Here is a 21,404-nt window from a genome sequence, read left to right on the forward strand (position 1 = left end):
ACGTAAGTGATGTGGGATTGATTCAAAACCATGGATCAATAGATATTCTGAAACAGGCATGACTGTCAAGCAACCATGGCCAAAAAAGATAAAGCCCTGAAAATTAATTTCCAGGGCTTTACATTTATATAAACTCATGACAAGTTATTTTTGTGTTGGCTCCCCAGCACGGATTTGAACCGCGGACAAAGTGGTTAACAGCCACTCGCTCTGCCAACTGAGCTACTGGGGAGCAGAACTTCTTTCAACTCATGAAAGACTCGAGCTTTATACTCTGTACCCAACCCCCTTGTCAACAGAAAAATATAAAATAAATAAATAAATTTGACTTTCATAATTTTAAAAGTATATTCTCATTTAAATGATACTTAATCATCATTGAAGGAGACAAACAATGACTATAAACGGCATATCCGGATCAAATCCCTATATTCAGCCTCAAAATACGGAAATGACGGGCCAGGTTGATATCCTTGAAAAAGAGCAGGACCAGGGCACACCCGAAAACAGAACAGACCAAACAACCCCGGAACTTTCAAACCAGGCGTTCCAGGTGAGCATAACGAGTCAGGCAATGGAAATTCTTCAATCCGAGCAGCAAGCCATGGGAACTGAGCCGGGCAATACCCCCCCGGCAGTCGACAACACAACACAGGCAAACGGGCAGGAAACGGCCCAAGATCCCAGCCCAGGTTCCAAAAGAATCGTTGACCTTGTAGCCTGATCGTTGCAACCTGGCAAAGGAGGTGACACAAATGCCCGCTATAACAACAGGCATGAGGGTACCACAGCCCTATCAAGGCGTTACGGCTACGGCAGCAGTGACGACATTGACACCCCGGGTTGCCACCAAGGAGGAGCAAACAGCCATTGATGGACCGGCCAGTCTCAACGCCTCAAGCCGGTCCCTGGAACAGGAATACGATACAAAAAAAGACAGATTAGAACAGGAACGCAACAGCGAAGAACAGAAAGTCGAAGCTGAATACAATCAGGAACGCCAAAGACTTGAGCAGGAATACAAACAGAAACGAAGGGACATGGGCATAAACGTATATGTATAGAACAGCCCCATATTTCCATGTCTTAATCTTTAATCTTTTTTAGCAACATTGGAAATTCAAACATGGTTACAAAAGAAGGTCTTGTCACGAGCATCAGCGCAACAACGGCATGGGTTGAGACGGTAAGATCCAAATCCTGTGAGTCATGCGACGCATGCGACTCCTGCGAGTCACAGGACACAAGCATGGGAATGATCGTCCAGGTAAACAATACCATAAATGCAAAAAAAGGAGATCGGGTTGTGATCGGATTTAAAACAGCCCCCCTGCTTAAAATGAGCTTCATGCTCTACGTCTTCCCCATCATCCTCCTGATTGCAGGCGCAGCAACCGGCGAGACCCTTGCCCCCCGATTTGAAATGGATCCTTCCATGACCTCGGTCCTTGCAGGTATTTTCTCTTTTGCCCTGGCCTTTGTAATCATACGAAAGACCGGCGACCGAGTTTCTAAAAACCGCGAGTTCAAACCCTTCCTTGTTAGAATCGATCGAACACGAACGATTGAAACCCCTCAGTAACGAGCATTCATTAAAAAATTACAGTTTTTACTTGAAACTTGAAAGGTTCTGGGATAGAAAACTTTCAAGTTTTTTTTTGCATTTTTTCGTTCACCAATTGCTAACGATCCACTAAACTGAGGGCAAAGCAATCATGACCTCGAAGAAAGACCTAAAAATCGCTCTACTCCTGGCAGGCATACTCCTTATCACTGGGATCATCTGTTATGCCTCTTTCCCACCACCAGCACCGGAAGAACCCGTCAGACTCATGTTTCACAATGCAGCTGGAAAGGTTCTGTTTGGCCATGGAACACACATTGCCGACTATGACCTTTCATGCGTGGATTGTCACCACAACATTGAGGACGACGAGGTCTACAACTGCAGCGAATGCCATGAAGCAACCGGCGATGAAGATATGCCGGGCAGGACAGACGCCTTCCACACCCAATGTAAGGGGTGCCATGAAGATGCAGGAACAGGCCCAGTAGAGTGCAACTCATGCCATGCAATATAGTCTGAACACCGGAGTCACCCCTGTGTATTGACCCTTTGCATCTATTTAATTTACCAGATAAAGGTTTGTCATGACAAAGAGATCATTTATCGGATTAACTGGCCCCAAGCTCTTGTGTGATCGGATCGAACCCGATCCCAAGGAACCCGAATCAATTCCCATTCCCAAAAGACTTGTTCTGCTGATCCACGAGCCTTTAGACAGCACACGGGAAACAAAGATCAAAAAAGGAGATACGGTCAAACAGGGGGAAAGGCTCTTTCTTTATGTGGAAAGTGCTGAGTACGCCGTCGCCCCTGACTCGGGCACCATAACCGCCATTGCCTCGTACACGGGTGACTTTGGTGCTGTGGCCACCTACCTGATCCTTGAAAGGGATGGCAGGAGCCTTAAAACCGACGAATTCGCCAAGGTCGCAGAGACACCCGAACTTGCGACTGCCGACAAATTCCTCAGACACCTGCCCGGCGCCCCTCCCCTTGCTCGGCTGCTTGACACAGACCACAAAATTAAAACCCTGGTAATTGAAGGGACAGACTCTGACCTTGCCTCTACAACCCGGCAATACCTGCTGACAACAGCCAAAGATGATATCCTGCAGGGAATCGCTCTTATCAGACAGATGACCGGCATTGAAGACATTGCCATCACAATTCCCGAAGAGAACAAGGCGTCGCTTCTTTTTGATGGAACCAGAACATTACTGATTTCATCCCAGTACACAAAAGCCCTTCCAAAAATCATCATGAAAGAACTTTTGGGCGTAATACCGGTGCCGGGAATGTCCTGCCACGAGCAGGGGGTGGTATTCATGGGCGTTGAAGCCGTCGTTTCCATGGCACGAGCCTATGCCCTGAAAGAACCGGTTTACGAAAAAGTCCTTACCGTCATTGGCAAGGATGGTATAAGACACAGGGTCAAGGCGGTCATTGGCACCCCGATTCATAGAATTTTCAAACAGTTTAACATCGTTTGCAACGATCGTGATCGAATTATCATCGGCGGTCCCATGCAGGGAGTTGCCGCCTATACCCTCTACCATCCAGTTCAGCCTGACACAGACACAATTATTGTCCAGGATTGCGGTGAAATTCCCCATGTCTCGGACTATCCGTGCATCAACTGCGGAAAATGTATCAGGGTATGCCCGGCAAACATTCCGGTCAACCTCCTGGTTCGATACCTGGAGGCAAGCATGTATGAGGAGGCTGCCGACAACTTTGATCTTAAATCATGCATTGAATGTGGTATGTGCAGCTATGTCTGCACCTCAAGAATACCCCTGTTTCAATACATTCGACTTGGAAAGCACGAGCTGCTAAAACTGGAAACGGAGGAGACCCATGCATAAGCAGAACAAATACACCGTATCCCACGCTCCTTTCTGGCATGATGGTGACACCATCGCAACCATGAACGTGAACATTATCCTGGCGGCCCTGCCGGCCGCTATATTCGGCGTTCTCACATTTGGCGCTCCAGCCCTGGGGGTTCTGGCCCTGGCCACTTCAACCGCCATGCTCTGGGAGCTTGCCTTTAATTTCATCTCCAAGCGGGCCATCACCATTGCGGACCTGGATGCCGCGGTCATCGGCCTGTTCGTCGGGATGATGCTTCCGGCCACCACACCCTGGTGGATGGTGCTGACGGGAACCTTTTTCGCTGTTGTGGTCGGCAAACAGATTTACGGCGGCATCGGTGCAAACCCCTTTAACCCAGCGGTTATCGGCATTGCCGTGCTGCTGGTTGCCTGGAAGGGATTCTTTGATTTCGACGCAGCCCTCTTAAACTATGAATTCACATTCAAGGCCCTTGCTCCTTTAGGGGCACTAAAACACCAGGGCGTTGCAGCGGTCGGTCTTTTTCCCTTAAAAGACCTTGTCATGGGTAACCAGGTGGGGGCAATCGGAACCATCTTCGGCATCGGGATTATTCTTGGCGGTGTCTACCTCATCCTCAGGGGATATATCCGATGGGAGATCAGTCTTGCCTATATCGCCGGCATCTTTTTAACGGCCCTGATCTTCAACCTTGCCAATTCAGATCTTTATGCCCCTCCCCTTTTCCACCTCTTCACAGGCTATACCCTTTTTGCTGCTTTTTTCCTTGCAACGGAAAACTCATCCTCGCCTGTGAACCTTATACCCATGATCATCTACGGCATCATGGGTGGCGTCATGACAATCCTTATCAGAAACATCGGGTCCTACCCGGATGGCACTGTTTTTGCGATTCTTTTGATTAACCTAATAAACCCACTCATCGACAGAATCAGACCAAAAGCTTTGGGAAAGGTTGTGAAAAATGCGTGAAATGATAAGCATGGTTGTTGTTTTGACGGTTTTAAGTGCCTTCTCAGGCGGTTTACTTGCAACGGTCAGAAACAGCACACAGGATAAGATTGAAAATCAGGTACTCAAGTTTCAGAAAGCACCGGCTGTAAAGGCCATTCTCAGTGATGTGTCCAACGACCCCCTGCAGGATCGCTTTAAACTGACCAGCGACGGCGAAGAGATAACATTCTTTGTCGGTAAAAAAGATGGAACACCCGAAGCCATTGCCTTTGAAACCAAGGGCAAGGGATTTGAGGGTAACATCGGCCTCATGGTGGGTATTGATATCAAATCAGATACCCTCCTCGGAGTTCGGGTAACCACCCACAGCGAAACCCCGGGCGTGGGCTCTAGAGCCAAGGATAACCCCTCCTATGTGAGCCAGTTCGACGGCAAGGCGCTTGACAAGGGATTTGCCGTTAAAAGTGACGGTGGAGAAATTGATGCCATGTCTGGAGCAACGATCACCTCCAAGGGTGTCTGCCTTGCCGCAACCAAGGCCCAGGAACTCTATGCAAAACTGAAACCTGAGATCAACTCCCAGATTGCGAATCTGGCCAATTAGGAGACATAAGTTATGGCTCAATCCATGGCAAAAGAATTCACTAAGGGGCTCTGGGCTGAACTCCCACCGTTCAGGCTCGTTCTGGGCCTCTGCCCTGTTCTTGCGGTAACTCAAAGCGTTGAAAACGGAATCGGAATGGGGCTTGCAACCACATTTGTACTCATCTGTTCAAACTTTCTGGTCAGCCTTTTAAGGACCATTATTCCGGCCAAGGTGAGGATCGCCTGTTACATCGTCATTATCGCCACCTTTGTAACCATTGTGGAACTTTTGATGCAGGCATTTACCTATGAACTTTTTCTAAAACTCGGTATTTTCATTCCCCTCATCGTTGTAAACTGCATCGTGCTGGGCAGGGCCGAGGCCTTTGCCGGCAAGAATGCGCCCCATCTGGCCATTGCCGACGGCCTGGGCATGGGCGTGGGATTTACCCTCTCCCTGGGCGCTCTGGGTCTTGTTCGTGAAAGCCTTGGGGCCGGCACTATCCTTGGGCATCCAGTTTTTGGGCCCGATTTTCAGCCGTTTACCTTTATGGTTCAAGCACCCGGAGCCTTTGTCTGCCTGGGGTTAATGCTGTGCATCATGAACCTCATTGGTAAAAAATAAGGAGATTTGTAATGACTGACTACTTTGTTCTTGCCATCAGCTGCATATTTGTAAACAACATTCTCCTTGCCCAGTACCTGGGAAACTGTCCGTTCCTTGGGACATCAAAGAAAATGGAAACCGCAACGGGCATGGGCATGGCCGTTGTTTTTGTACTGGTTCTGGCCGGCTTGATTACCTGGGTTACCAATAACTACCTGTTGAAACCCTTGAACATCGAATATTTGCGGACCCTGTCGTTCATCCTTGTCATTGCCTCGCTTGTGCAGTTTGTCGAGATGTTTCTCAAAAAAAGCATCCCAGCCCTGTATGCCGGCCTTGGCATCTTTCTGCCGCTGATCACTACCAACTGTGCGGTCATGGGTGTCTGTCTGATCAATATCAAAGAAGATTATTCATTTCTCCAGGCGGCTGTGGCTTCGTTCAGCTATGCTGTGGGATTTGGCCTTGCCCTGGTGCTGTTTGCAGGACTTCGGGAAAGGATCAACATTGCCAGGGTCCCCCAGCCCCTCCAGGACACCTCCCTGGGTCTTGTGACGGCTGGAATGATAGCTCTCTCGTTCTATGCGTTCAAAGGAATGGTTTAGATTTAATTTAATTTAATTTAATTTAATGCAACACAGTTGATGGTATGATTTTAAAAATCCTGATGTGAGGTTATTATGACGGAAGCGCTATTGTTCATGTTGGCCCTTGGCAGTGTCTGCGGCATCGTCCTCAGCTTTGCCTCCAAAATATTTTACGTGTACGAAGACCCAAGAATTGCCCTGGTCGAAGAAAACCTTGCCGGCGCCAACTGCGGCGGTTGCGGATATGCAGGATGCAGTGCGGCTGCTGAAGCAGTTGTTATTGGCAGGGCCGCACCCAGTGTCTGCGTCATCTCAGGCCCTGAGGCCGTTTTAAAGGTGGCTGCAGTCATGGGGCTTGATCCTGGAACTGCTGAATCCCAGTTGTCTTACAACCTGTGTGAAGGCGGGGATAGAGCAACTAACAAGTACCACTATATGGGAGTCAACTCCTGCAAGGCCATGGCTGTTATATTTGGCGGCAAGCGTGACTGCCACGTCGGATGCATCGGCCTTGGTGATTGTATCAAAGCATGCAAATTCGGCGCCCTTAGCATGGGCCCCAAGGGCCATCCGATTGTGGACGACGACAAGTGTGTGGGCTGCGGCGCCTGCCAGAAGGCATGTCCCAAGGACATCATTGAGGTCAAGAGCCTGTCTGAAAAGCTTCTAAAGTTTAACCAGAAGAATGACCCCCTGGCTCCCTGCGCCCAGACCTGCCCCGCCGAAATCAACATTCCCCGTTACATCGCCCAGATCAGAAACAACGACTATCTTGGTGCCGTCCGGACCATCCGACTCAGGAACCCACTGCTTCTGTCCTGCGGCCGGGTATGCCCCCATCCCTGCGAATCTGAATGCCGCAGGGGAATCGAAGATGAGCCTGTCTCCATCAACCAGCTCAAGCGATTTGTTGCCGACTATGAGATGTTTTCCGGTTCCAGGATTCCCATTAAATGTGCACCAGATACGGGTAAGAAAGTGGCGGTCATTGGTTCTGGACCCTCGGGCCTGAGCTGTGCCTACTTTCTCAGGCGAATCGGCCACGAGGTATCAATCATTGAGAGCATGCCAAAACTTGGCGGCATGATCCGCTACGGAATTCCCGAGTACCGGCTTCCAGACAAAGTACTTGACTGGGAAATCGAAGGGATACTCAACCTTGGCATCAAGAGTTACAACCATGTTAAGTTCGGTGTGGACTTCGGCCTTGGATCACTCATGGCGGCCGGCTACAATGCCGTATTTCTCGGTGTTGGTGCCTGGAAGGATTATGAACTTGGCATCCCTGGCGAAGAGCTTAAAGGATGTTATACCGGCATCAACATGCTCTCCAGACGCGCCGGCGGCGAGACACTGGAACTTGGCCGCACTGCAGCGGTTATTGGCGGCGGAAATACCGCAGTCGACTGTGCCCGGACAATGCTCAGACTCGGCCTTGAAAAAGTCTACATGGTTTACCGCAGAACCCGGAAAGAAATGCCGGCCAATGAGGTGGAAATCGTGGCATCTGAAGAGGAAGGGGTTGAATTTGTCTTTCTTGCAGCCCCCACAAAGGTCATTGGAAACGATGACGGCCACGTGACCCACCTTGAATATCTTCAAATGAAACTTGGGGAACCCGACGCCTCCGGTCGTAGACGGCCAGAACCCATTGAAGGCTCAGAAACCCGCCTTCAAGTAGATACCATTGTCACGGCCATTGGCCAGTCCCCTGAGGCAAGCTTTAAGCAGGATCCCCATCCGAGAATGGCAGAGCTTGAGCTCACCCGGTGGAACACCATTGAAAATAACCCTGAGACCCTCCAGACCACAATCCCCTATGTGTTCACGGCAGGTGATGCAGCAACCGGCCCCTCCCTTGTGGTGGACGCAATTGGCGGCGGCAGAAGGGCTGCAAGGTCCATTGACCTTTTTCTCAAGGGAAAACCTGTGGTACCGGTTGTTGACTCACTACAGCACCGGCGAATCAAGGAATCAATATTTACCACAGTCAAGGGAATTACCCCGAAAAAACGTGCCAAAATGCCGGAACTCAGCGTTGACCGGAGAATGGATTCCTTTGTGGAGGTCGACCTTGTTCTTCCTGAAGATGAGGCCATCAGAGAGGCGAACCGCTGCCTCAACTGCTGCAGGCTCTGTTACGACCCGGACATTAAATCTGCATAACAGCTGTTTTCAAAAGGAGGTAACATCATGACTACCCTTGAGACACTCGAAAGTCTGGAAATTTTTAAGAGCCTCACAGATGAGGAACTGGTAAAAATTCAAGAGCTTTGCTCTGAAGAAGAGTTCCAGAGGGATGAACGGCTGTTTGCCGAAGGCGAACCTGCCCGCCACATGTATATCGTCACCCAGGGCAAGGTGGACCTGAGATTTGAGATGCCAACAGCCAAACGGCCCACGGACGAAAACACCGTCAGTTCCCACGACTATGTGATTCCAGAGTCCCAGGTATTTGGTTGGTCCTGTTTTATCCCGCCTTATAAAATGCGCCTTTCCGCCTTTTGCACCTCCAGGAAATGCTCAATCATAAAAATCAGCAGCACAGCCCTAACCAATCTCATGGAGGCAGACACCGTTATCGGTTACAAGCTGATGCGCTACATGCTCCAGGTCGTTGGATTCCGTTCAAAACAGTTCCAGGACGAAGTGGTAAAGTTCATGGGCATTGATATGATGAACTCCTGGTAAACGTCTATCAACGGGATCAGGCTTGCCTGATCCCGTTTAATTTCCTGCCAAAAGTCACTATGAAATATTCAAAAAAAATTCTTTTCTATTCTGTTTTGATTGCAACCCTGTTTCTGCTTGTTCAGGACACCCTGACCCAGGCGGAAGCACTTAAAAAGCACACCCTCATGGGAAAAACCATGGGAACCACCTACGCCATAACGGTGATGGCAGATTCGATCATTGATGAGGTGCAATTAAAACAACGCATCGATGCAAGGCTTGCCATGGTGAATCAAAGCATGTCCATGTTTTTGCCCACAAGCGAGATCTCCCGGTTCAACGCCACATCGGCCCACACACCATTTACCGTTTCCCCTGATTTTGCCCAGGTTTTGGAACAGGGCAGCCGACTTTACCTGCTTACAAACGGGGCCTGGGATGGAACATTGAAACCCCTTGTGGATCTGTGGGGGTTTGGAACAAAAGCTGCCATCACAAAAATGCCTGATCCTGAACGGGTCAAAGCCCTGCTCAGTCAAACAGGATTCAACCGCATCGACATCCAGGGGAAAATTCTGTCAAAAAAGAGCGACTCTGTCACCCTTGACCTTGGATCCATTGCCAAGGGGTTTGGGGTTGATGCTGTTGCCTTGATGCTTCAAGGGTCAGGGTTCAGCCGTTTTATCGTTGAAATCGGAGGAGAAGTGGTTACCCGGGGAACCAAGCCTGGGAACATGGCCTGGACCGTGGGGATTTCAAGACCGGAACCTGGCTCAACCCAGAGCACTCTGTACCGGACGATCAAACTCAGGGACAAGGCCCTTGCCACGAGCGGAGATTATCGAAATTTCGTCACGATCGACAATCGAAGCTACTCCCACATCATTAACCCCACCACGGGTTATCCTGTTGATACGGGTGTGGTAAGTGCCTCTGTTGTTGCAGACAATTGTACCTTTGCCGATGGACTTGCAACAGCCCTGATGGTCATGGCTCCGGAAAAAAGCCTGGCCATTGTCAACGGCCTCGACAATGTTGAGTGCCTTATTGTTGTGCGGAAACCCGACGGAACGTTTCAGGATTTTTCGTCAAACCGCTTTCCCTGATAGGAACCCCTGATCTCAAAGGTATCCTGAATCATCTTGAATGTTTCGTTTCTCTCCATGGCCCAGGCCGGAGCTGCGAGCTCTTCAGGATGGGGATCTCCGGTAATCCGCTGGATGATGACAGACTCGGGCAGAAGCTCGATAAAATCACAAACGGTTTCAACATACTCCTGCTGCTCCAGACATTGGTATTCCCTCCTCGTCCACATGGTTTCAAGCGCTGTGCCCTTGACCACGTAGAGAAGATGAATCTTGACACCGTCAATTTTAAGCCGCCCAAGCGCCCTTGCCGTTTCAAGCATCATGGACCGGTCCTCTCCGGGAAGCCCGAGAATCACGTGGGCGCATACCTTGACCCCCCTTTCCCGGGTCATGGTTACGGCCCTTTCAAAGCAGGCAAAATCATGCCCCCGGTTGATCCGTTCAAGGGTTGAATTGTGGATAGACTGAAGCCCATACTCCACCCACACCAGGTAATCCTTGGTATAAGAGGCAATTAAATCAAGCTTTTCCGGATCAACACAGTCGGGCCGAGTCCCAATGGCCATACCCACCATACCCGGCACACTGAGCGCCTGGTCGTACATTTTCTTCATGTTGGCGCAGCTGGTATAGGTATTGGTATAGGACTGAAAATAAACCAAAAAAAGGCTGGCCTTGTAGCGCCGGATCATGGCTTTTCTGCCATTTTCGATCTGCTGGCTAATGGATAATCCCTGGCTGAAAAGCCCGGAACCAGAACCTTTGGCGTTACAGTAGATGCACCCCCCCCTGGCAATGGTGCCGTCCCGATTGGGACAACCCAGCCCCGTATCAACGGTAATTTTTTGAACCCTTTGTCCGAAAAGCGACCTAAGGTAGGTGTTGTAGTCTGAATAGCGTCGTTTAATCATCATATTTAACGTTCCCATAAATGCCAAAGCCTTGTGTAGAGCCCCTGCAACAGTTCCAGTAAAGGGAAAGAACAGATCTTGTCTTGACCCGGACTCAAACCGGATATATAGTACATTTCCATGAAATTTTACACTAAAAATTATGACGTCATTGTTGTTGGCGCAGGGCATGCCGGCTGTGAAGCAGCCATAGCTGCTGCCAATATGGGGTGCCGAACCCTGCTTGCGGCCATTGATCTTGACAAGATAGCTGCCATGCCGTGCAGTCCCTCCATCGGGGGCATGGCCAAGGGACAACTTGTTAAGGAAATCGATGCCCTGGGCGGAAAAATGGCCAAAGTTTCAGACGCTTCAGCCATCCAGTACAGAACACTCAACACCCGAAAAGGTCCGGCCGTACACTCCACTCGTACCCAGAACGATAAACGACTCTACCAGGCAACGATGAAAAAAATCGTTGAAACGACCTTGAACCTGGACTTCAAACAGATGATGGTTGACCAGCTTGTCATTGAGAACCATCGGGTCATCGGCATCAGGGAAGAGACCGGGTTCGGTTATCATGGGTCTGCCGTGGTTCTTGCCACAGGCACCTTTCTCAAGGGGATGGTCCATATTGGGACCACAAAAATCCATGCAGGAAGGGCCGGGGAGTTCTCATCCATCGGGCTTGCCGCGTCCCTTGAACGAGAAGGGTTTCTTCTTGAACGGATGAAGACGGGCACTCCCCCGAGGCTTGCCCTGTCAACCATTGATTTCTCAGAATTCAGCCGCCAGGATTCCGATCCTGACCCCACACCCTTTTCATTTTCCACTACAACGGTCAAAGGGGGTATGCTGCCAAGCTTCATAGGCCACACCAACACCCACACCCATGACCTTGTGCGCCAGAACCTCAAACACTCAGCCCTCTACGGCGGCAGCATCATTGGAAAATCTGCCCGGTACTGCCCCTCGTTTGAAGATAAGATCGTCAAGTTTCCCGACCGGGACCAGCACCAGATCATTCTTGAGCATGAAGGGACAGACTCCCAGGAAATTTACGCATCCGGCCTTGGGAACAGTCTTCCTGTCGAAATTCAGCTTGAAGTGGTACGTTCGGTCAAGGGACTTGAACAGGCTGAGATCATGCGGCCTGCCTATGCCATTGAGTACGACTATATCAATCCCCAGGAGCTAAACCCCACCCTTGAAACCAAACGAATCAACGGCCTTTTTTTCGCAGGCCAGATCAACGGCACTTCAGGCTATGAAGAGGCTGCGGCCCAGGGATTGTGGGCGGGAATAAATGCCGCCTGCATGGTAAAGGAACAGGAACCCTTTCTGCTGGACCGCTCAGAGGCGTATATGGGAGTAATGATCGACGACCTTGTCACCAGGGGAACCAAAGAGCCCTATCGAATGTTCACCTCAAGGGCGGAATACAGGCTCCTCTTAAGGGAGGACAATGCCGACCTGAGGCTTGCTGAGAAAGGACATGAACTGGGACTTGTCGATGGACAAGCCCTTGCTGCTGCCCGGGAAATCAGCCGTGGTACTAAAAAAGAGATGGCAAGAATACAGAGCCATGTTGTCAAACCCACCCCGGAAACAAACGCCTGGCTCAACCGTGCAGGGTCCACGCCCATTACAACTGGCCTTAAACTTGACCAACTTCTCAAGCGAGCCGGCATCGATTACTCGGCCGTTGATGTATTTGCGCCCTCCCCTTCGACCATACCGTCAAGAATAAAAAAGCAGGTGGAGATAGAAACAAAGTACGAAGGATATATTGCACGCCAGCTCAACGAGATTAAAAAATTCAAAGATATGGAAAGAATTAAAATTCCCAAGGACATTGAATTTAAAGCCATCCACGGGCTTTCCAACGAGCTCAGGGAAAAACTTACCAGCGTAAAACCCCTCTCCCTTGGCCAGGCATCTCGCATAGACGGCATGACTCCTGCGGCCCTTTCGGTAATTTTGATTGCCATAACGGCCCTTGGCCGAAGATCTTCAACTTGACTTTGATGGTATCCTAATTATTTTTTAAACCATCAATGATTTAGGATAGCCATTTAAAAGAAGGAACACCACGATAATGCCAGAAACCGACTACTACAAAATTCTAGGGGTCAGCAAAACAGCCACGGAAGCTGAAATCAAAAAAGCCTACAGAAAACTTGCCCTTAAATACCACCCGGACAAGGCCAATGGGAACAAGGATTTTGAAGCAAAATTCAATGAAATCAGCGAGGCATACGCCGTATTAAGTGACAAGGACAAGCGCAACCAGTACGATACCTATGGGTCTGCAGATTTTCAGCAACGCTACTCCCAGGAGGATATCTTCAGAAACTTTGACATTGGTGATATTCTCAAGGAATTCGGCTTTGGCGGCGGCCATCGCAGGTTCAGCGGAGGCTTTTCCACGGGCGGCGGTAACCCCTTTGGCCAGGGCATGGGCGGCCAGCAAAGGGCCAGACAGATAAAGGGAAGAGACCTTGAATATGAACTTGCCCTTAACCTTGAAGAGATCATCAACGGCACGAGCAAGACCATCAGCATCAACCGCGGCACCACCATGGAGACCCTCAACGTCAAGATTCCCAAGGGAATGACCATGGGCAAAAGAATACGGGTTGCGGGTAAGGGCGAAGAGAGTCCCCATGGCGGCCCTTCCGGAGATCTCTTTATCAAGTCAAAACCTTTAAACACCCTGGGCTTTACCATTGAGGGAAACGACATCTATACGACAAAAGAGATACGTCTCACCCAGGCCATACTTGGAACAAAGATCGAAATCAAAACCCCCGTGGGCAAAAGTATCAGTCTTAACATTCCAAAAGGAACAAAACACAAGGCTAAAATGCGTCTTGCCGGCCAGGGTATCCCCCAGATCAACGACTCGGGTACTGGAGACCTCTTTGTTGTAATCCAGGTCCATATGCCAAAGAGACTCAACGAAGAACAAAAGAAATTGGTTGAAAAATTGGCTCAATCTGGATTATAAATCATTCTATGACACAGCTTATCCCGATGATCTCCCAGGAGGAGATAAAAACCAAGGTAAGAGAAACGGGACGAAAGATATCCCAGGACTATAAGGATAAAAACCTCGTACTTGCCGGAATCCTGAAAGGGTCTTTTATTTTTCTATCCGACCTGACCAGAGAAATTACCATTGACCATGAGATTGATCTCATCGGTGTTTCCAGTTATTCAGGGACATCCTCAACAGGAAAAATAACATTCACCAAAAAACCCGATTTAGATCTTGGGGGAAAGGATGTTCTTTTGGTTGAGGATATTGTTGACACAGGCAGCACTCTTTTGGCAATCAAGGACTATCTAAAGTCCTTAAACCCGGCATCCATAAAAATCTGTTCCCTGATCGACAAGCATGAACGAAGAAAGACTGATATTGCTGTGGATTATGCCTGCTTTTTACTTGATAAGGGGTTCATTGTCGGATATGGTCTCGACTACAATGAACGTTACAGGAACCTGCCAGCCATATTTGATTTAAAACTATAGCAAACAAGGGGAAAACCATGGTTATCACCTGTGAAGAGTGCTCAACCCGATTCAATCTTGATGAATCCCTCCTCAAGGAAGAGGGCTCAAAGGTGCGATGTTGCAAGTGCAGACACGTGTTTACGGTTTTCCCCTCCTTGACACAGATTCCCATCAAAGATGCACCGCCACAGGACACACCACAAGATAAAGATAATTCAGAGCGCGCCACAGCGACTGAACTTGATGATTTTACCCTGGACAACGAACTGGACCTTGGTTTTTCAGTTGATCCAGACGATTTGACCCTGGATGATGATCTGAACGACACCATGGATTCTGAGGACCCCCTGGCAGAGGAATCATTTGACCTCGGTGGTCCCATGGATGATAACGACGACTTTTTTCTGGACAACGACCTTGAACTTGAACTTGATCAAAACCAGAATCAGGATGAAGAATTAGAACCGTCAAATCCAAATAACGACCTTGAAATGGATAATGATTCCGATGCACTTTCCCTTGATGGGGACATGGATTTTGATGATGAGTTTGAACTGGAACTGGAAGACTATGGCGATTTAGACCTCTCCCCTTTGGACTCACCTTCTGAGGATCACACCGGGGATTCAGATTCGGATTTAGACTTTGACCTGGAACTTGACCTTGAAATGGCCTCTCCAGAACCGGCACTTGAGCTTGACCTTGAAATGGATGAGACTCAGGAAGAGCCAGAACTTGAGCTTGACCTGGGAATGGAATCCATTGAACCGGCGCTTGACGAACCCCAAAAGCAACAAAACGAGCGTGAAGAAGATATCAACCTGTCTGAGTTTGACGAGGTGTTGGAAGCAGTAGAGGATAATCTTGAAATTGAAAGCCCTGAACAACTTGCTGACGGCATTTTTTTGGACACCCCTGATACGGATGACACCCTTGACGATGAACTCCTTATCGGAGAAGAATACCCCCCTGATCCCGATTCACAAGAAAGGGAAAAAGACTCCCTTCTAACGAGCCGGGAAAAATTGACCGAGACGGCAATTGAAGCCCCTCCTCTGGATTTCGGCATTCAGGAGGAATTTAAGAAACCCGTTAAAGTAGGCAAGCCCGTTATCGCCGTTTTATTACTGGCAATCCTTGCCCTTGCGGCCTACAGCGCCTCTATTTTTTATGGAATTAAAATCCCCTACGTTTCAGCCATCAACGTTCCCTTTTTAAGTGATTTTCTCAAGCCTGCACCACAAGTCCCCGTGCCCATCAATCTTGCGCCTGACAAAAAAAGCGTAAACGGCCGATTTGTGACAAACACAACCGCCGGCACTCTGTTTGTGATCACAGGAAGCGTGACAAATACCTCAAAGGAAATCTGCAGTCACATCAAAATTAAAGGCGTTCTCATTACCAAGGACAAGGTACCGGCAAAGAACAAAACCGTTTTCTGCGGCAATCTTATTGATGAAGAACTGCTGAAAAGCGTTGATATGAACCAAATCAATACTCTTCTTGCAAGGGAGACGGGAAATAATCTATCCAATGTCAACATCCAACCGGGGCGGTCAATACCGTTCATGGTTGTCTTCTCAGATCTGCCTGAAAATTTAGAAAATTTCACGGTAAATGTGGATGGATTTGAAAGGGTAGCCAAATAAAAATAATTTATATGTTGACAGCCTATATTTTTAGGTGCTATATAGTCTGGGTTTTTACGGCGATGTAGCTCAGATGGTTAGAGCACACGGCTCATATCCGTGGTGTCCGGGGTTCGATTCCCTGCATCGCTACCATGAAATCAAGACTCCTGGAATGATTCAATATTCCAGGGGTCTTTTGCTTTTACGGCCTGTTTTCCCTGCTTACACAAAGTTGTTACACAAAAGGGGTGAAAGTCATGGCCAAAATTGGGCTCACCCTGGAAAAATCTCAAAAGAAGGAGATATCGGCCCAACCGGTAATCGTTTTAATAGATTGAATGAGGCCTCCCATTTATGGATAACCTCATTGTCTCTGGATAGGAAAAAGCATAAATTTTTTGCGCCTTGCATATGGGCAATTTTTCGTCCAAACACGGGTTTTCGGTCAGCCACTATTTAGGCTTACGCCTATTGTTTGTTATTTCATGCCGAGATACTTCAGAACTGTGGTGTTGAATGTTTCTGTATCCTGCCACATGGCAAAATGACTAAGATTAGACAGTATGATAAGTGTTGATCCAGGAATCAGGGCTGCCATCTGCTTTGTATGTTCATAGTCAATAGCTTCATCATACTCTCCGTCCACTATTGCAACGGGAACACGAATTGATTTCAGTTGTTCCGGGGAAAAGTTTGGTAATTTTGCCCACATTTCAGATATCTGTGCGACAAACTCGTCAAATTGTTTCGGCGTTTTTGATAACCGGGCATAATCTACTGCCGCCCTTTCGACATAAGCCCCAAAGGTGGTATCTGTTTCAACTGATGACTTCACTCCTGACGGGTTAAAGTTGGCACCAAATGCAAACAATTTAATCAGCCGATCAGGATTGTTGATGGCAATATCAAGCCCAATAATCCCCCCGTCACTCCATCCAACGATTGACGCTTTTTTGAGAGACAGAATGTCCATAACAGCGAGTACATCGGAAGCCATCAGGTGATAGCTGTAAGCTTGATTATCTCTGGTACTGCGTCCATGGCCACGGCTGGCAATATTGATTACTTTATATTTGGCCGAAAAAGCTGATATTTGACCACCCCAGCATTCCGTATTTCCCAGCCCCCCATGCAGCAAAATTAAAGGCTCTCCTGAACCATGAATAGTGAAATAAATTTCAGCACCATTTACATTGGCATAACCGGTTGCCTTGGCTTTTGGCGCAGATATTGGTACAGGTAATGTTTTCCAAAGATCTGTCGCCCCTGCTTGGGGTATAAAACCGACTGTAACGAAAATAAGAACAACAACCATACTTAAAGAATCTGCAATGAACTTCATTTCTAACCCTCCTTATATCAGGATAATTAATGATGAATTCTCCTGATAGTTGTTTCATTTTTGCATATCCAAGATGACTATGGTTATAGATCCAATGGAAACAATAATGTCAAGATATAATTCACAATAAAAATTCAAGAAACAATGGATTTCTATGTTAAAAAAGGGTCAAAAAGCAGGGGCAACGTGGATTACAAAGTTCAGACAACCCCTCTATTTGCAAGATTTCGCTGGGCGATTCACAAATAAAAAGGAGACATTGATTTTAATGGTTTGATTCAGTGATTCCCAGTAAGGACCTTCAGTTCCATGCGATTACGCCCCTTTCGCTTGGCCTTATAAAGGGCCTCGTCCGCCGTTTTAATCAGTAAATCCATGGAAAGATCCTCGTCATCCGGGATTAAGCAAGTAATCCCGATGCTGAGCGTGACATGGGTACTCACGGAAGACTCAGAATGGGCAATGTTCAAATTTTTTACATCCTCCTGGATGCGTCGTGCAACATGACATGCACCATTTAAACCAGTATCGGACAGAATCACGGCAAACTCCTCGCCACCATACCGTGCCACCAAGTCCATGGGTCGGACAACCGTTTTCTCCATGGCTTGTGCAATTTTTCTAAGACAGTCGTCACCGGCCTGATGGCCGTAAGTATCGTTATAATGCTTAAAATAATCAATATCGCACATAAGAAGGGACAACCACACTTTTGCCCGTTTACACCTTTGCCACTCCTGATCAAGATATTCGTCAAACTTTCGGCGGTTTGCGATCATTGTCAACCCGTCTGAGGTAACAAGGGTCTGGAGTTTCTGATTGGCCGTCTCAAGCCGTTTCTGGGTTTCTTTCAACAGCTTTTCCGCTTTTTTCCGACTGGTAATATCCTCCTTGACGGCTGAGTAATGGGTAATGTTACCATCTTTGCCCATTACTGGTGATATGGTGGCAGATTCCCAGTATAACTCCCCATCTTTTTTCCTATTTATTATTTGACCTTTCCAGGTGTCCCCACTGATAATCGTATCCCAGAGATTTTTATAAAATTCCGGCGGATGCATACCTGATTTTAAAATACTTGTGGACTTTCCCACAGCCTCTTCAGGTGTGTAACCCGTGACATGGGTAAAGGCCGGATTCACAAATTCGATCACACCATTCAAATCGGTGATCAAAATGGTGCTTCCGCTTTGTTCAACCGCCTGGGAAAGCGTTATCAGCCGGTACTCTGCTTCTTTTAATTGGGTAATATCCTGAACAACACCAAGCATCAAAGCCGGGTTGTTGTGTTCATCAAAAAGGGGCTCTGACTTGTTCAGGATATACTTGTGACTTTCATCCGGGCAATGAATAAGACAATGCTGACTCAACGGTTTTATTGATTGAATAGAACACTCAACCGCCTCTTTTACCCGTTTTCTATCCTGATCGTTAATTGAATTGAAAAATCCATCCAACGTCATATCAGCAGCTTCGCCCTCAAGGCACATCAGGTGACAAGCTTCGGGCGAGCATGAAAATTGATTGGTTTTAAAATCAAACTGCCAGTTACCGATCATGGCAAGTTCCTGGGTTTTAGCAAGTCGACTGCGGCTGATATTGAGTTCCCTGAATGCCCTGCCCGCCCTCAGGGTGTACTGTACCTGTTGTGAGAGAATCGGCAAATTAAAGGGCTTGGTAATAAATCCGTCTGCACCAATTTTAAAAGCCTTTTTGGCTGATTCTACATCTTCCAGACCCGTCACCATCAGGATCTGAACAAGATCCCCCCCAGGAGATTTGCGGATACGTTCGCATGCTTCAAATCCATCCATACCCGGCATCACCACATCCATCATAATGATATCCGGTCTTTCAGAGTTAAAGAGTGTGATTCCATCTGAACCATTGTCTGTATCAATGACGTCAAGCCCTATTTTTTTCAAAGCAGCAACAATCACCATCCTCATGAATGGATCATCGTCCACAACCAGTGCCAGGTCGGTCTCTCTTTTTCTATCCACATACATTATATTTATCTTTACCTATAGGATGAATTGAACGGGCCAAAAAAGACCGGCGGTAAAATCCCGTTAGCCATTTTCCATTCTTCACCCATATTTCTATCATGCTCAAAATATAAGTATAGCATTTTTTAATTGCGAAACAGACCCGCTATACTTTGATCGTGAAAAACGATTTGTCTTTCACATACAATGTACTATACTCGAATTTGTTAAATTTATAATATAACCTGAATTAGGATTCGTAAACAATGAAACGTATGAATGTAGGTTTTTCAATCCACCGGCCGGAGATAATTCCAATCACCGAAGGGATCATGGATCGCCACGAGGTCATTTTTCTGGAAGAACCTCCATCCCCCGGGTTTGAAAAAATGCTGGACAGAACCCTTGGGGTGGAGGAATACCTGATGCCGTTGGATATGGAATATCCGGAATTCAGCCGTACCATGTGTCATCTTGAGATAAAACTTCACGCAAAGGGAAAACGATTGATCCAGGTTGAACCTTTTGTTGAAGCACTTTTGTCCATCCATGATTTTCTTGCACTGGGCAACCGCCCCGAAGACCTGGAAAAAAGATCCGTTCAATATTTTGTTTATATAACTGAGCGAAATGCAACTGCTGCGCTTTTAAATTTTTATAAAACATCAATGACCGGTTCTTTTGAAAATACCGTTAAGGCCATCCGTCAATTCGCCCAGGCAGATGCGGCCCGTTTCCGGCTGCGCGATTCCCTGCGAGCCCAAGAAATTATCCGGCAGTCAGGCAAGTATAACCACATCTTTGTGGAGGCCGGCATGATCCACTATCAGCTTTGGCAACTACTCTGGAGACAACTGTCAGGTTCATTCAAGGTTCAGCCGGTATTTCTTGACCGTTTTGCATTAAAAGGCCTGAATTCCCATCATCATTCCTATAGTCCGGGAGACCTGTTGACCCTGGCACATATTTTCCATCCCTGTCTGTCCCTTGAAAAATGGGAATCATTGATGGCAGCCCGTTCAATTATCTACTCCAAAATCATTCAAAAACAAGAATTCCATGGGGATCCAACAAATTTTTTCCATTTAACAGATGAAACAAACTGTATTCGTATTTCCAGAGGGCTCAGCATGGATGACTGCAGGCGTCTGTATCCGCTTATCCGATCAGCAGACACTTCCAAAGCCCGTCGTGTCGTTGAACAGGAATTAATGGCAAGACAGCCAGCGGGTTCAAAGGCCCCAATATTTCCCCAAAAAGCATAAGGAATGCTGAGAATTCAAACCAAACAAGGGACAACAGATATCCATGAAGGAGAAGCCGTTCTTGCAACAGCTGGTGAATGGATACGGTATAGCACGCCTGGTCCTGAAGGCGCAGAATACATGGCAATTTGTTTGCCGGCATTTTCTCCAGACAATGTACACAGGGATGATGACCTGATTTAGACCCCTAATCAGATAAAAACAAGTTCTATTCTTTCAATGCCGGCACCAGGGTGGATAAGACAGTCCTGGAATAGGTATCAAGTTCTTCAAACATGAGCCCCAGCCTGAGTTTATCATCGTCCCGCCCCAGGCTTTTAACCACAGCTATGGTAAAAAGGGTGTCAAAGCGGGCATAGGAGAATCTCAAGGATATCCGGCTGTTTCGGCTGATCTCATGGAAACCAAGACCATTGACAAGACACAGACACCCCCTTTCATTAATATTGAGCACCACCCCTTTTCTGGTGGAGACACCATCTTCAAGGACCACCTCAACGGGAAGGTAACATTCTATTCTTGGCCGGGAACGAATATTACAGCTTTCAACCTCATCTGGATAATCCAGAAACATGAGAAGGTCAGGTTCTTCAATCATGGTGAGAATCCGGGTGTCAAAACAAAAAACATCATCTGAACACACATACTTGACCCGAAGGATGTCGCCCCGTTTAAGGTGACTCTTTTTCCAGTTGATCTCCGACAAATGAACGATCAAATATTTTCCCACATGCATCCCGGCCATCTGGCTTGAGACTGAACGTTCAGGGTCACAGGGCTCAAGCAGCAACGGCGTACCAAGTTCGATGAAGAGCCTTCGGCTTTGATTGATCTCTGTTATATTTTTCATGATT

General features: G+C 47.7%; 22 protein-coding genes and 2 tRNA genes. 19 read left to right on the plus strand and 5 right to left on the minus strand.

From position 1 onward, the window contains the following. Positions 1-156: 156 nt before the first annotated feature. Positions 157-232: transfer RNA gene (locus HRM2_RS15805), tRNA-Asn, on the minus strand. Between the two features lie 162 nt (positions 233-394). Between HRM2_RS15805 and HRM2_RS15810 the strand changes: the two genes are divergently transcribed. From HRM2_RS15810 to HRM2_RS15865, 12 genes are all read left to right on the plus strand, one after another. Then, on the plus strand, positions 395-724 hold the full coding sequence (locus HRM2_RS15810) for a hypothetical protein (RefSeq protein ID WP_015905045.1): 330 nt from the start codon (positions 395-397) through the stop codon (positions 722-724). A 31-nt stretch (positions 725-755) separates the two neighbouring features. Continuing rightward, a complete protein-coding gene (locus tag HRM2_RS15815) occupies positions 756-1,064 on the plus strand; it encodes a hypothetical protein (protein WP_015905046.1) in 309 nt (102 codons plus the stop codon). Positions 1,065-1,126: 62 nt separating this feature from the next. After that, positions 1,127-1,582 carry a SoxR reducing system RseC family protein gene (locus HRM2_RS15820; RefSeq protein ID WP_041273317.1) on the plus strand — a complete coding sequence of 152 codons (456 nt, stop codon included), beginning with the start codon at positions 1,127-1,129 and terminating at the stop codon, positions 1,580-1,582. 133 nt (positions 1,583-1,715) lie between these two features. After that, positions 1,716-2,081: a cytochrome c3 family protein gene (locus HRM2_RS26105; protein ID WP_015905048.1), complete on the plus strand. Its 366-nt coding sequence runs from the start codon at positions 1,716-1,718 to the stop codon at positions 2,079-2,081. Positions 2,082-2,151: 70 nt separating this feature from the next. Continuing rightward, positions 2,152-3,432 carry a 4Fe-4S dicluster domain-containing protein gene (locus HRM2_RS15830; RefSeq protein ID WP_015905049.1) on the plus strand — a complete coding sequence of 427 codons (1,281 nt, stop codon included), beginning with the start codon at positions 2,152-2,154 and terminating at the stop codon, positions 3,430-3,432. Continuing rightward, positions 3,425-4,393: an RnfABCDGE type electron transport complex subunit D gene (locus HRM2_RS15835; RefSeq protein WP_015905050.1), complete on the plus strand. Its 969-nt coding sequence runs from the start codon at positions 3,425-3,427 to the stop codon at positions 4,391-4,393. The genes HRM2_RS15830 and HRM2_RS15835 overlap by 8 nt, the downstream gene beginning before the upstream one ends. Beyond that, on the plus strand, positions 4,386-4,979 hold the full coding sequence (gene rnfG, locus HRM2_RS15840; RefSeq protein ID WP_015905051.1) for an RnfABCDGE type electron transport complex subunit G: 594 nt from the start codon (positions 4,386-4,388) through the stop codon (positions 4,977-4,979). Before HRM2_RS15835 ends, rnfG begins: the two co-directional genes overlap by 8 nt. A gap of 12 nt (positions 4,980-4,991) precedes the next feature. Further along, positions 4,992-5,585 carry an electron transport complex subunit RsxE gene (gene rsxE / locus HRM2_RS15845; RefSeq protein WP_015905052.1) on the plus strand — a complete coding sequence of 198 codons (594 nt, stop codon included), beginning with the start codon at positions 4,992-4,994 and terminating at the stop codon, positions 5,583-5,585. 11 nt (positions 5,586-5,596) lie between these two features. Beyond that, complete coding sequence (rsxA, locus tag HRM2_RS15850) at positions 5,597-6,172, plus strand: electron transport complex subunit RsxA (RefSeq protein ID WP_015905053.1); 576 nt, start codon at positions 5,597-5,599, stop codon at positions 6,170-6,172. A gap of 75 nt (positions 6,173-6,247) precedes the next feature. Then, positions 6,248-8,320 (plus strand): RnfABCDGE type electron transport complex subunit B, encoded by a 2,073-nt coding sequence (locus tag HRM2_RS15855; RefSeq protein ID WP_015905054.1) that lies wholly within the window; start codon positions 6,248-6,250, stop codon positions 8,318-8,320. A gap of 27 nt (positions 8,321-8,347) precedes the next feature. Further along, a complete protein-coding gene (locus HRM2_RS25390; protein WP_015905055.1) occupies positions 8,348-8,845 on the plus strand; it encodes a Crp/Fnr family transcriptional regulator in 498 nt (165 codons plus the stop codon). Positions 8,846-8,904: 59 nt separating this feature from the next. Beyond that, positions 8,905-9,933: an FAD:protein FMN transferase gene (locus tag HRM2_RS15865; RefSeq protein ID WP_015905056.1), complete on the plus strand. Its 1,029-nt coding sequence runs from the start codon at positions 8,905-8,907 to the stop codon at positions 9,931-9,933. Here the strand turns inward: HRM2_RS15865 and HRM2_RS15870 are convergent. After that, a complete protein-coding gene (locus HRM2_RS15870) occupies positions 9,903-10,829 on the minus strand; it encodes a TIGR01212 family radical SAM protein (RefSeq protein ID WP_015905057.1) in 927 nt (308 codons plus the stop codon). The two genes, HRM2_RS15865 and HRM2_RS15870, sit on opposite strands and share 31 nt — an antisense overlap. A gap of 117 nt (positions 10,830-10,946) precedes the next feature. On the opposite strand from HRM2_RS15870, the gene mnmG reads away from it, so the two are divergent. The 5 genes from mnmG (at position 10,947) to HRM2_RS15895 (ending at position 16,108) form a co-directional block, all read left to right on the plus strand. After that, a complete protein-coding gene (gene mnmG / locus HRM2_RS15875) occupies positions 10,947-12,830 on the plus strand; it encodes a tRNA uridine-5-carboxymethylaminomethyl(34) synthesis enzyme MnmG (protein WP_015905058.1) in 1,884 nt (627 codons plus the stop codon). A 76-nt stretch (positions 12,831-12,906) separates the two neighbouring features. Then, the gene (locus HRM2_RS15880) at positions 12,907-13,818 is read left to right on the plus strand and encodes a DnaJ C-terminal domain-containing protein (RefSeq protein ID WP_015905059.1); all 912 of its coding nucleotides are present in this window, start codon (positions 12,907-12,909) and stop codon (positions 13,816-13,818) included. Positions 13,819-13,826: 8 nt separating this feature from the next. After that, a complete protein-coding gene (gene hpt, locus HRM2_RS15885) occupies positions 13,827-14,342 on the plus strand; it encodes a hypoxanthine phosphoribosyltransferase (RefSeq protein ID WP_015905060.1) in 516 nt (171 codons plus the stop codon). 17 nt (positions 14,343-14,359) lie between these two features. Then, complete coding sequence (locus HRM2_RS15890) at positions 14,360-15,973, plus strand: zinc-ribbon domain-containing protein (protein WP_015905061.1); 1,614 nt, start codon at positions 14,360-14,362, stop codon at positions 15,971-15,973. 58 nt (positions 15,974-16,031) lie between these two features. Continuing rightward, positions 16,032-16,108: transfer RNA gene (locus HRM2_RS15895), tRNA-Met, on the plus strand. 325 nt (positions 16,109-16,433) lie between these two features. Here the strand turns inward: HRM2_RS15895 and HRM2_RS15900 are convergent. Together HRM2_RS15900 and HRM2_RS25395 are read right to left on the minus strand one after the other, a co-directional pair. Then, on the minus strand, positions 16,434-17,297 hold the full coding sequence (locus HRM2_RS15900; protein ID WP_015905062.1) for an alpha/beta fold hydrolase: 864 nt from the start codon (positions 17,295-17,297) through the stop codon (positions 16,434-16,436). 278 nt (positions 17,298-17,575) lie between these two features. Then, positions 17,576-19,300: a GGDEF domain-containing response regulator gene (locus tag HRM2_RS25395; RefSeq protein ID WP_232364048.1), complete on the minus strand. Its 1,725-nt coding sequence runs from the start codon at positions 19,298-19,300 to the stop codon at positions 17,576-17,578. 251 nt (positions 19,301-19,551) lie between these two features. Between HRM2_RS25395 and HRM2_RS15915 the strand changes: the two genes are divergently transcribed. After that, positions 19,552-20,550: a hypothetical protein gene (locus tag HRM2_RS15915; protein ID WP_015905064.1), complete on the plus strand. Its 999-nt coding sequence runs from the start codon at positions 19,552-19,554 to the stop codon at positions 20,548-20,550. 3 nt (positions 20,551-20,553) lie between these two features. Then, positions 20,554-20,733, plus strand: a complete 180-nt coding sequence (locus HRM2_RS26645; RefSeq protein WP_015905065.1) for a hypothetical protein — start codon at positions 20,554-20,556, stop codon at positions 20,731-20,733. 25 nt (positions 20,734-20,758) lie between these two features. Here the strand turns inward: HRM2_RS26645 and HRM2_RS15920 are convergent, their stop codons facing one another. Further along, entirely contained in the window at positions 20,759-21,400 is a 642-nt protein-coding gene (locus HRM2_RS15920; protein ID WP_015905066.1) for a flagellar brake protein, read from the minus strand. Between the last annotated feature and the right edge of the window lie 4 nt (positions 21,401-21,404).

Source organism: Desulforapulum autotrophicum HRM2, assembly GCF_000020365.1.
Lineage (GTDB): Bacteria > Desulfobacterota > Desulfobacteria > Desulfobacterales > Desulfobacteraceae > Desulforapulum > Desulforapulum autotrophicum.

Coding starts and splice junctions, on each gene's coding strand:
- HRM2_RS25390 (WP_015905055.1), top strand. CDS start 8,348: ATGACTACCCTTGAGACACTCGAAAGTCTGGAAATTTTTAAGAGCCTC.
- HRM2_RS15855 (WP_015905054.1), top strand. CDS start 6,248: ATGACGGAAGCGCTATTGTTCATGTTGGCCCTTGGCAGTGTCTGCGGC.
- HRM2_RS15915 (WP_015905064.1), top strand. CDS start 19,552: ATGAAACGTATGAATGTAGGTTTTTCAATCCACCGGCCGGAGATAATT.
- HRM2_RS15835 (WP_015905050.1), top strand. CDS start 3,425: ATGCATAAGCAGAACAAATACACCGTATCCCACGCTCCTTTCTGGCAT.
- HRM2_RS15880 (WP_015905059.1), top strand. CDS start 12,907: ATGCCAGAAACCGACTACTACAAAATTCTAGGGGTCAGCAAAACAGCC.
- HRM2_RS15900 (WP_015905062.1), bottom strand. CDS start 17,297: ATGAAGTTCATTGCAGATTCTTTAAGTATGGTTGTTGTTCTTATTTTC.
- mnmG (WP_015905058.1), top strand. CDS start 10,947: ATGAAATTTTACACTAAAAATTATGACGTCATTGTTGTTGGCGCAGGG.
- rsxA (WP_015905053.1), top strand. CDS start 5,597: ATGACTGACTACTTTGTTCTTGCCATCAGCTGCATATTTGTAAACAAC.
- HRM2_RS15830 (WP_015905049.1), top strand. CDS start 2,152: ATGACAAAGAGATCATTTATCGGATTAACTGGCCCCAAGCTCTTGTGT.
- HRM2_RS15865 (WP_015905056.1), top strand. CDS start 8,905: ATGAAATATTCAAAAAAAATTCTTTTCTATTCTGTTTTGATTGCAACC.
- rnfG (WP_015905051.1), top strand. CDS start 4,386: ATGCGTGAAATGATAAGCATGGTTGTTGTTTTGACGGTTTTAAGTGCC.
- HRM2_RS15810 (WP_015905045.1), top strand. CDS start 395: ATGACTATAAACGGCATATCCGGATCAAATCCCTATATTCAGCCTCAA.
- rsxE (WP_015905052.1), top strand. CDS start 4,992: ATGGCTCAATCCATGGCAAAAGAATTCACTAAGGGGCTCTGGGCTGAA.
- hpt (WP_015905060.1), top strand. CDS start 13,827: ATGACACAGCTTATCCCGATGATCTCCCAGGAGGAGATAAAAACCAAG.
- HRM2_RS15815 (WP_015905046.1), top strand. CDS start 756: ATGCCCGCTATAACAACAGGCATGAGGGTACCACAGCCCTATCAAGGC.
- HRM2_RS15920 (WP_015905066.1), bottom strand. CDS start 21,400: ATGAAAAATATAACAGAGATCAATCAAAGCCGAAGGCTCTTCATCGAA.
- HRM2_RS15820 (WP_041273317.1), top strand. CDS start 1,127: ATGGTTACAAAAGAAGGTCTTGTCACGAGCATCAGCGCAACAACGGCA.
- HRM2_RS15870 (WP_015905057.1), bottom strand. CDS start 10,829: ATGATGATTAAACGACGCTATTCAGACTACAACACCTACCTTAGGTCG.
- HRM2_RS26105 (WP_015905048.1), top strand. CDS start 1,716: ATGACCTCGAAGAAAGACCTAAAAATCGCTCTACTCCTGGCAGGCATA.
- HRM2_RS15890 (WP_015905061.1), top strand. CDS start 14,360: ATGGTTATCACCTGTGAAGAGTGCTCAACCCGATTCAATCTTGATGAA.
- HRM2_RS26645 (WP_015905065.1), top strand. CDS start 20,554: ATGCTGAGAATTCAAACCAAACAAGGGACAACAGATATCCATGAAGGA.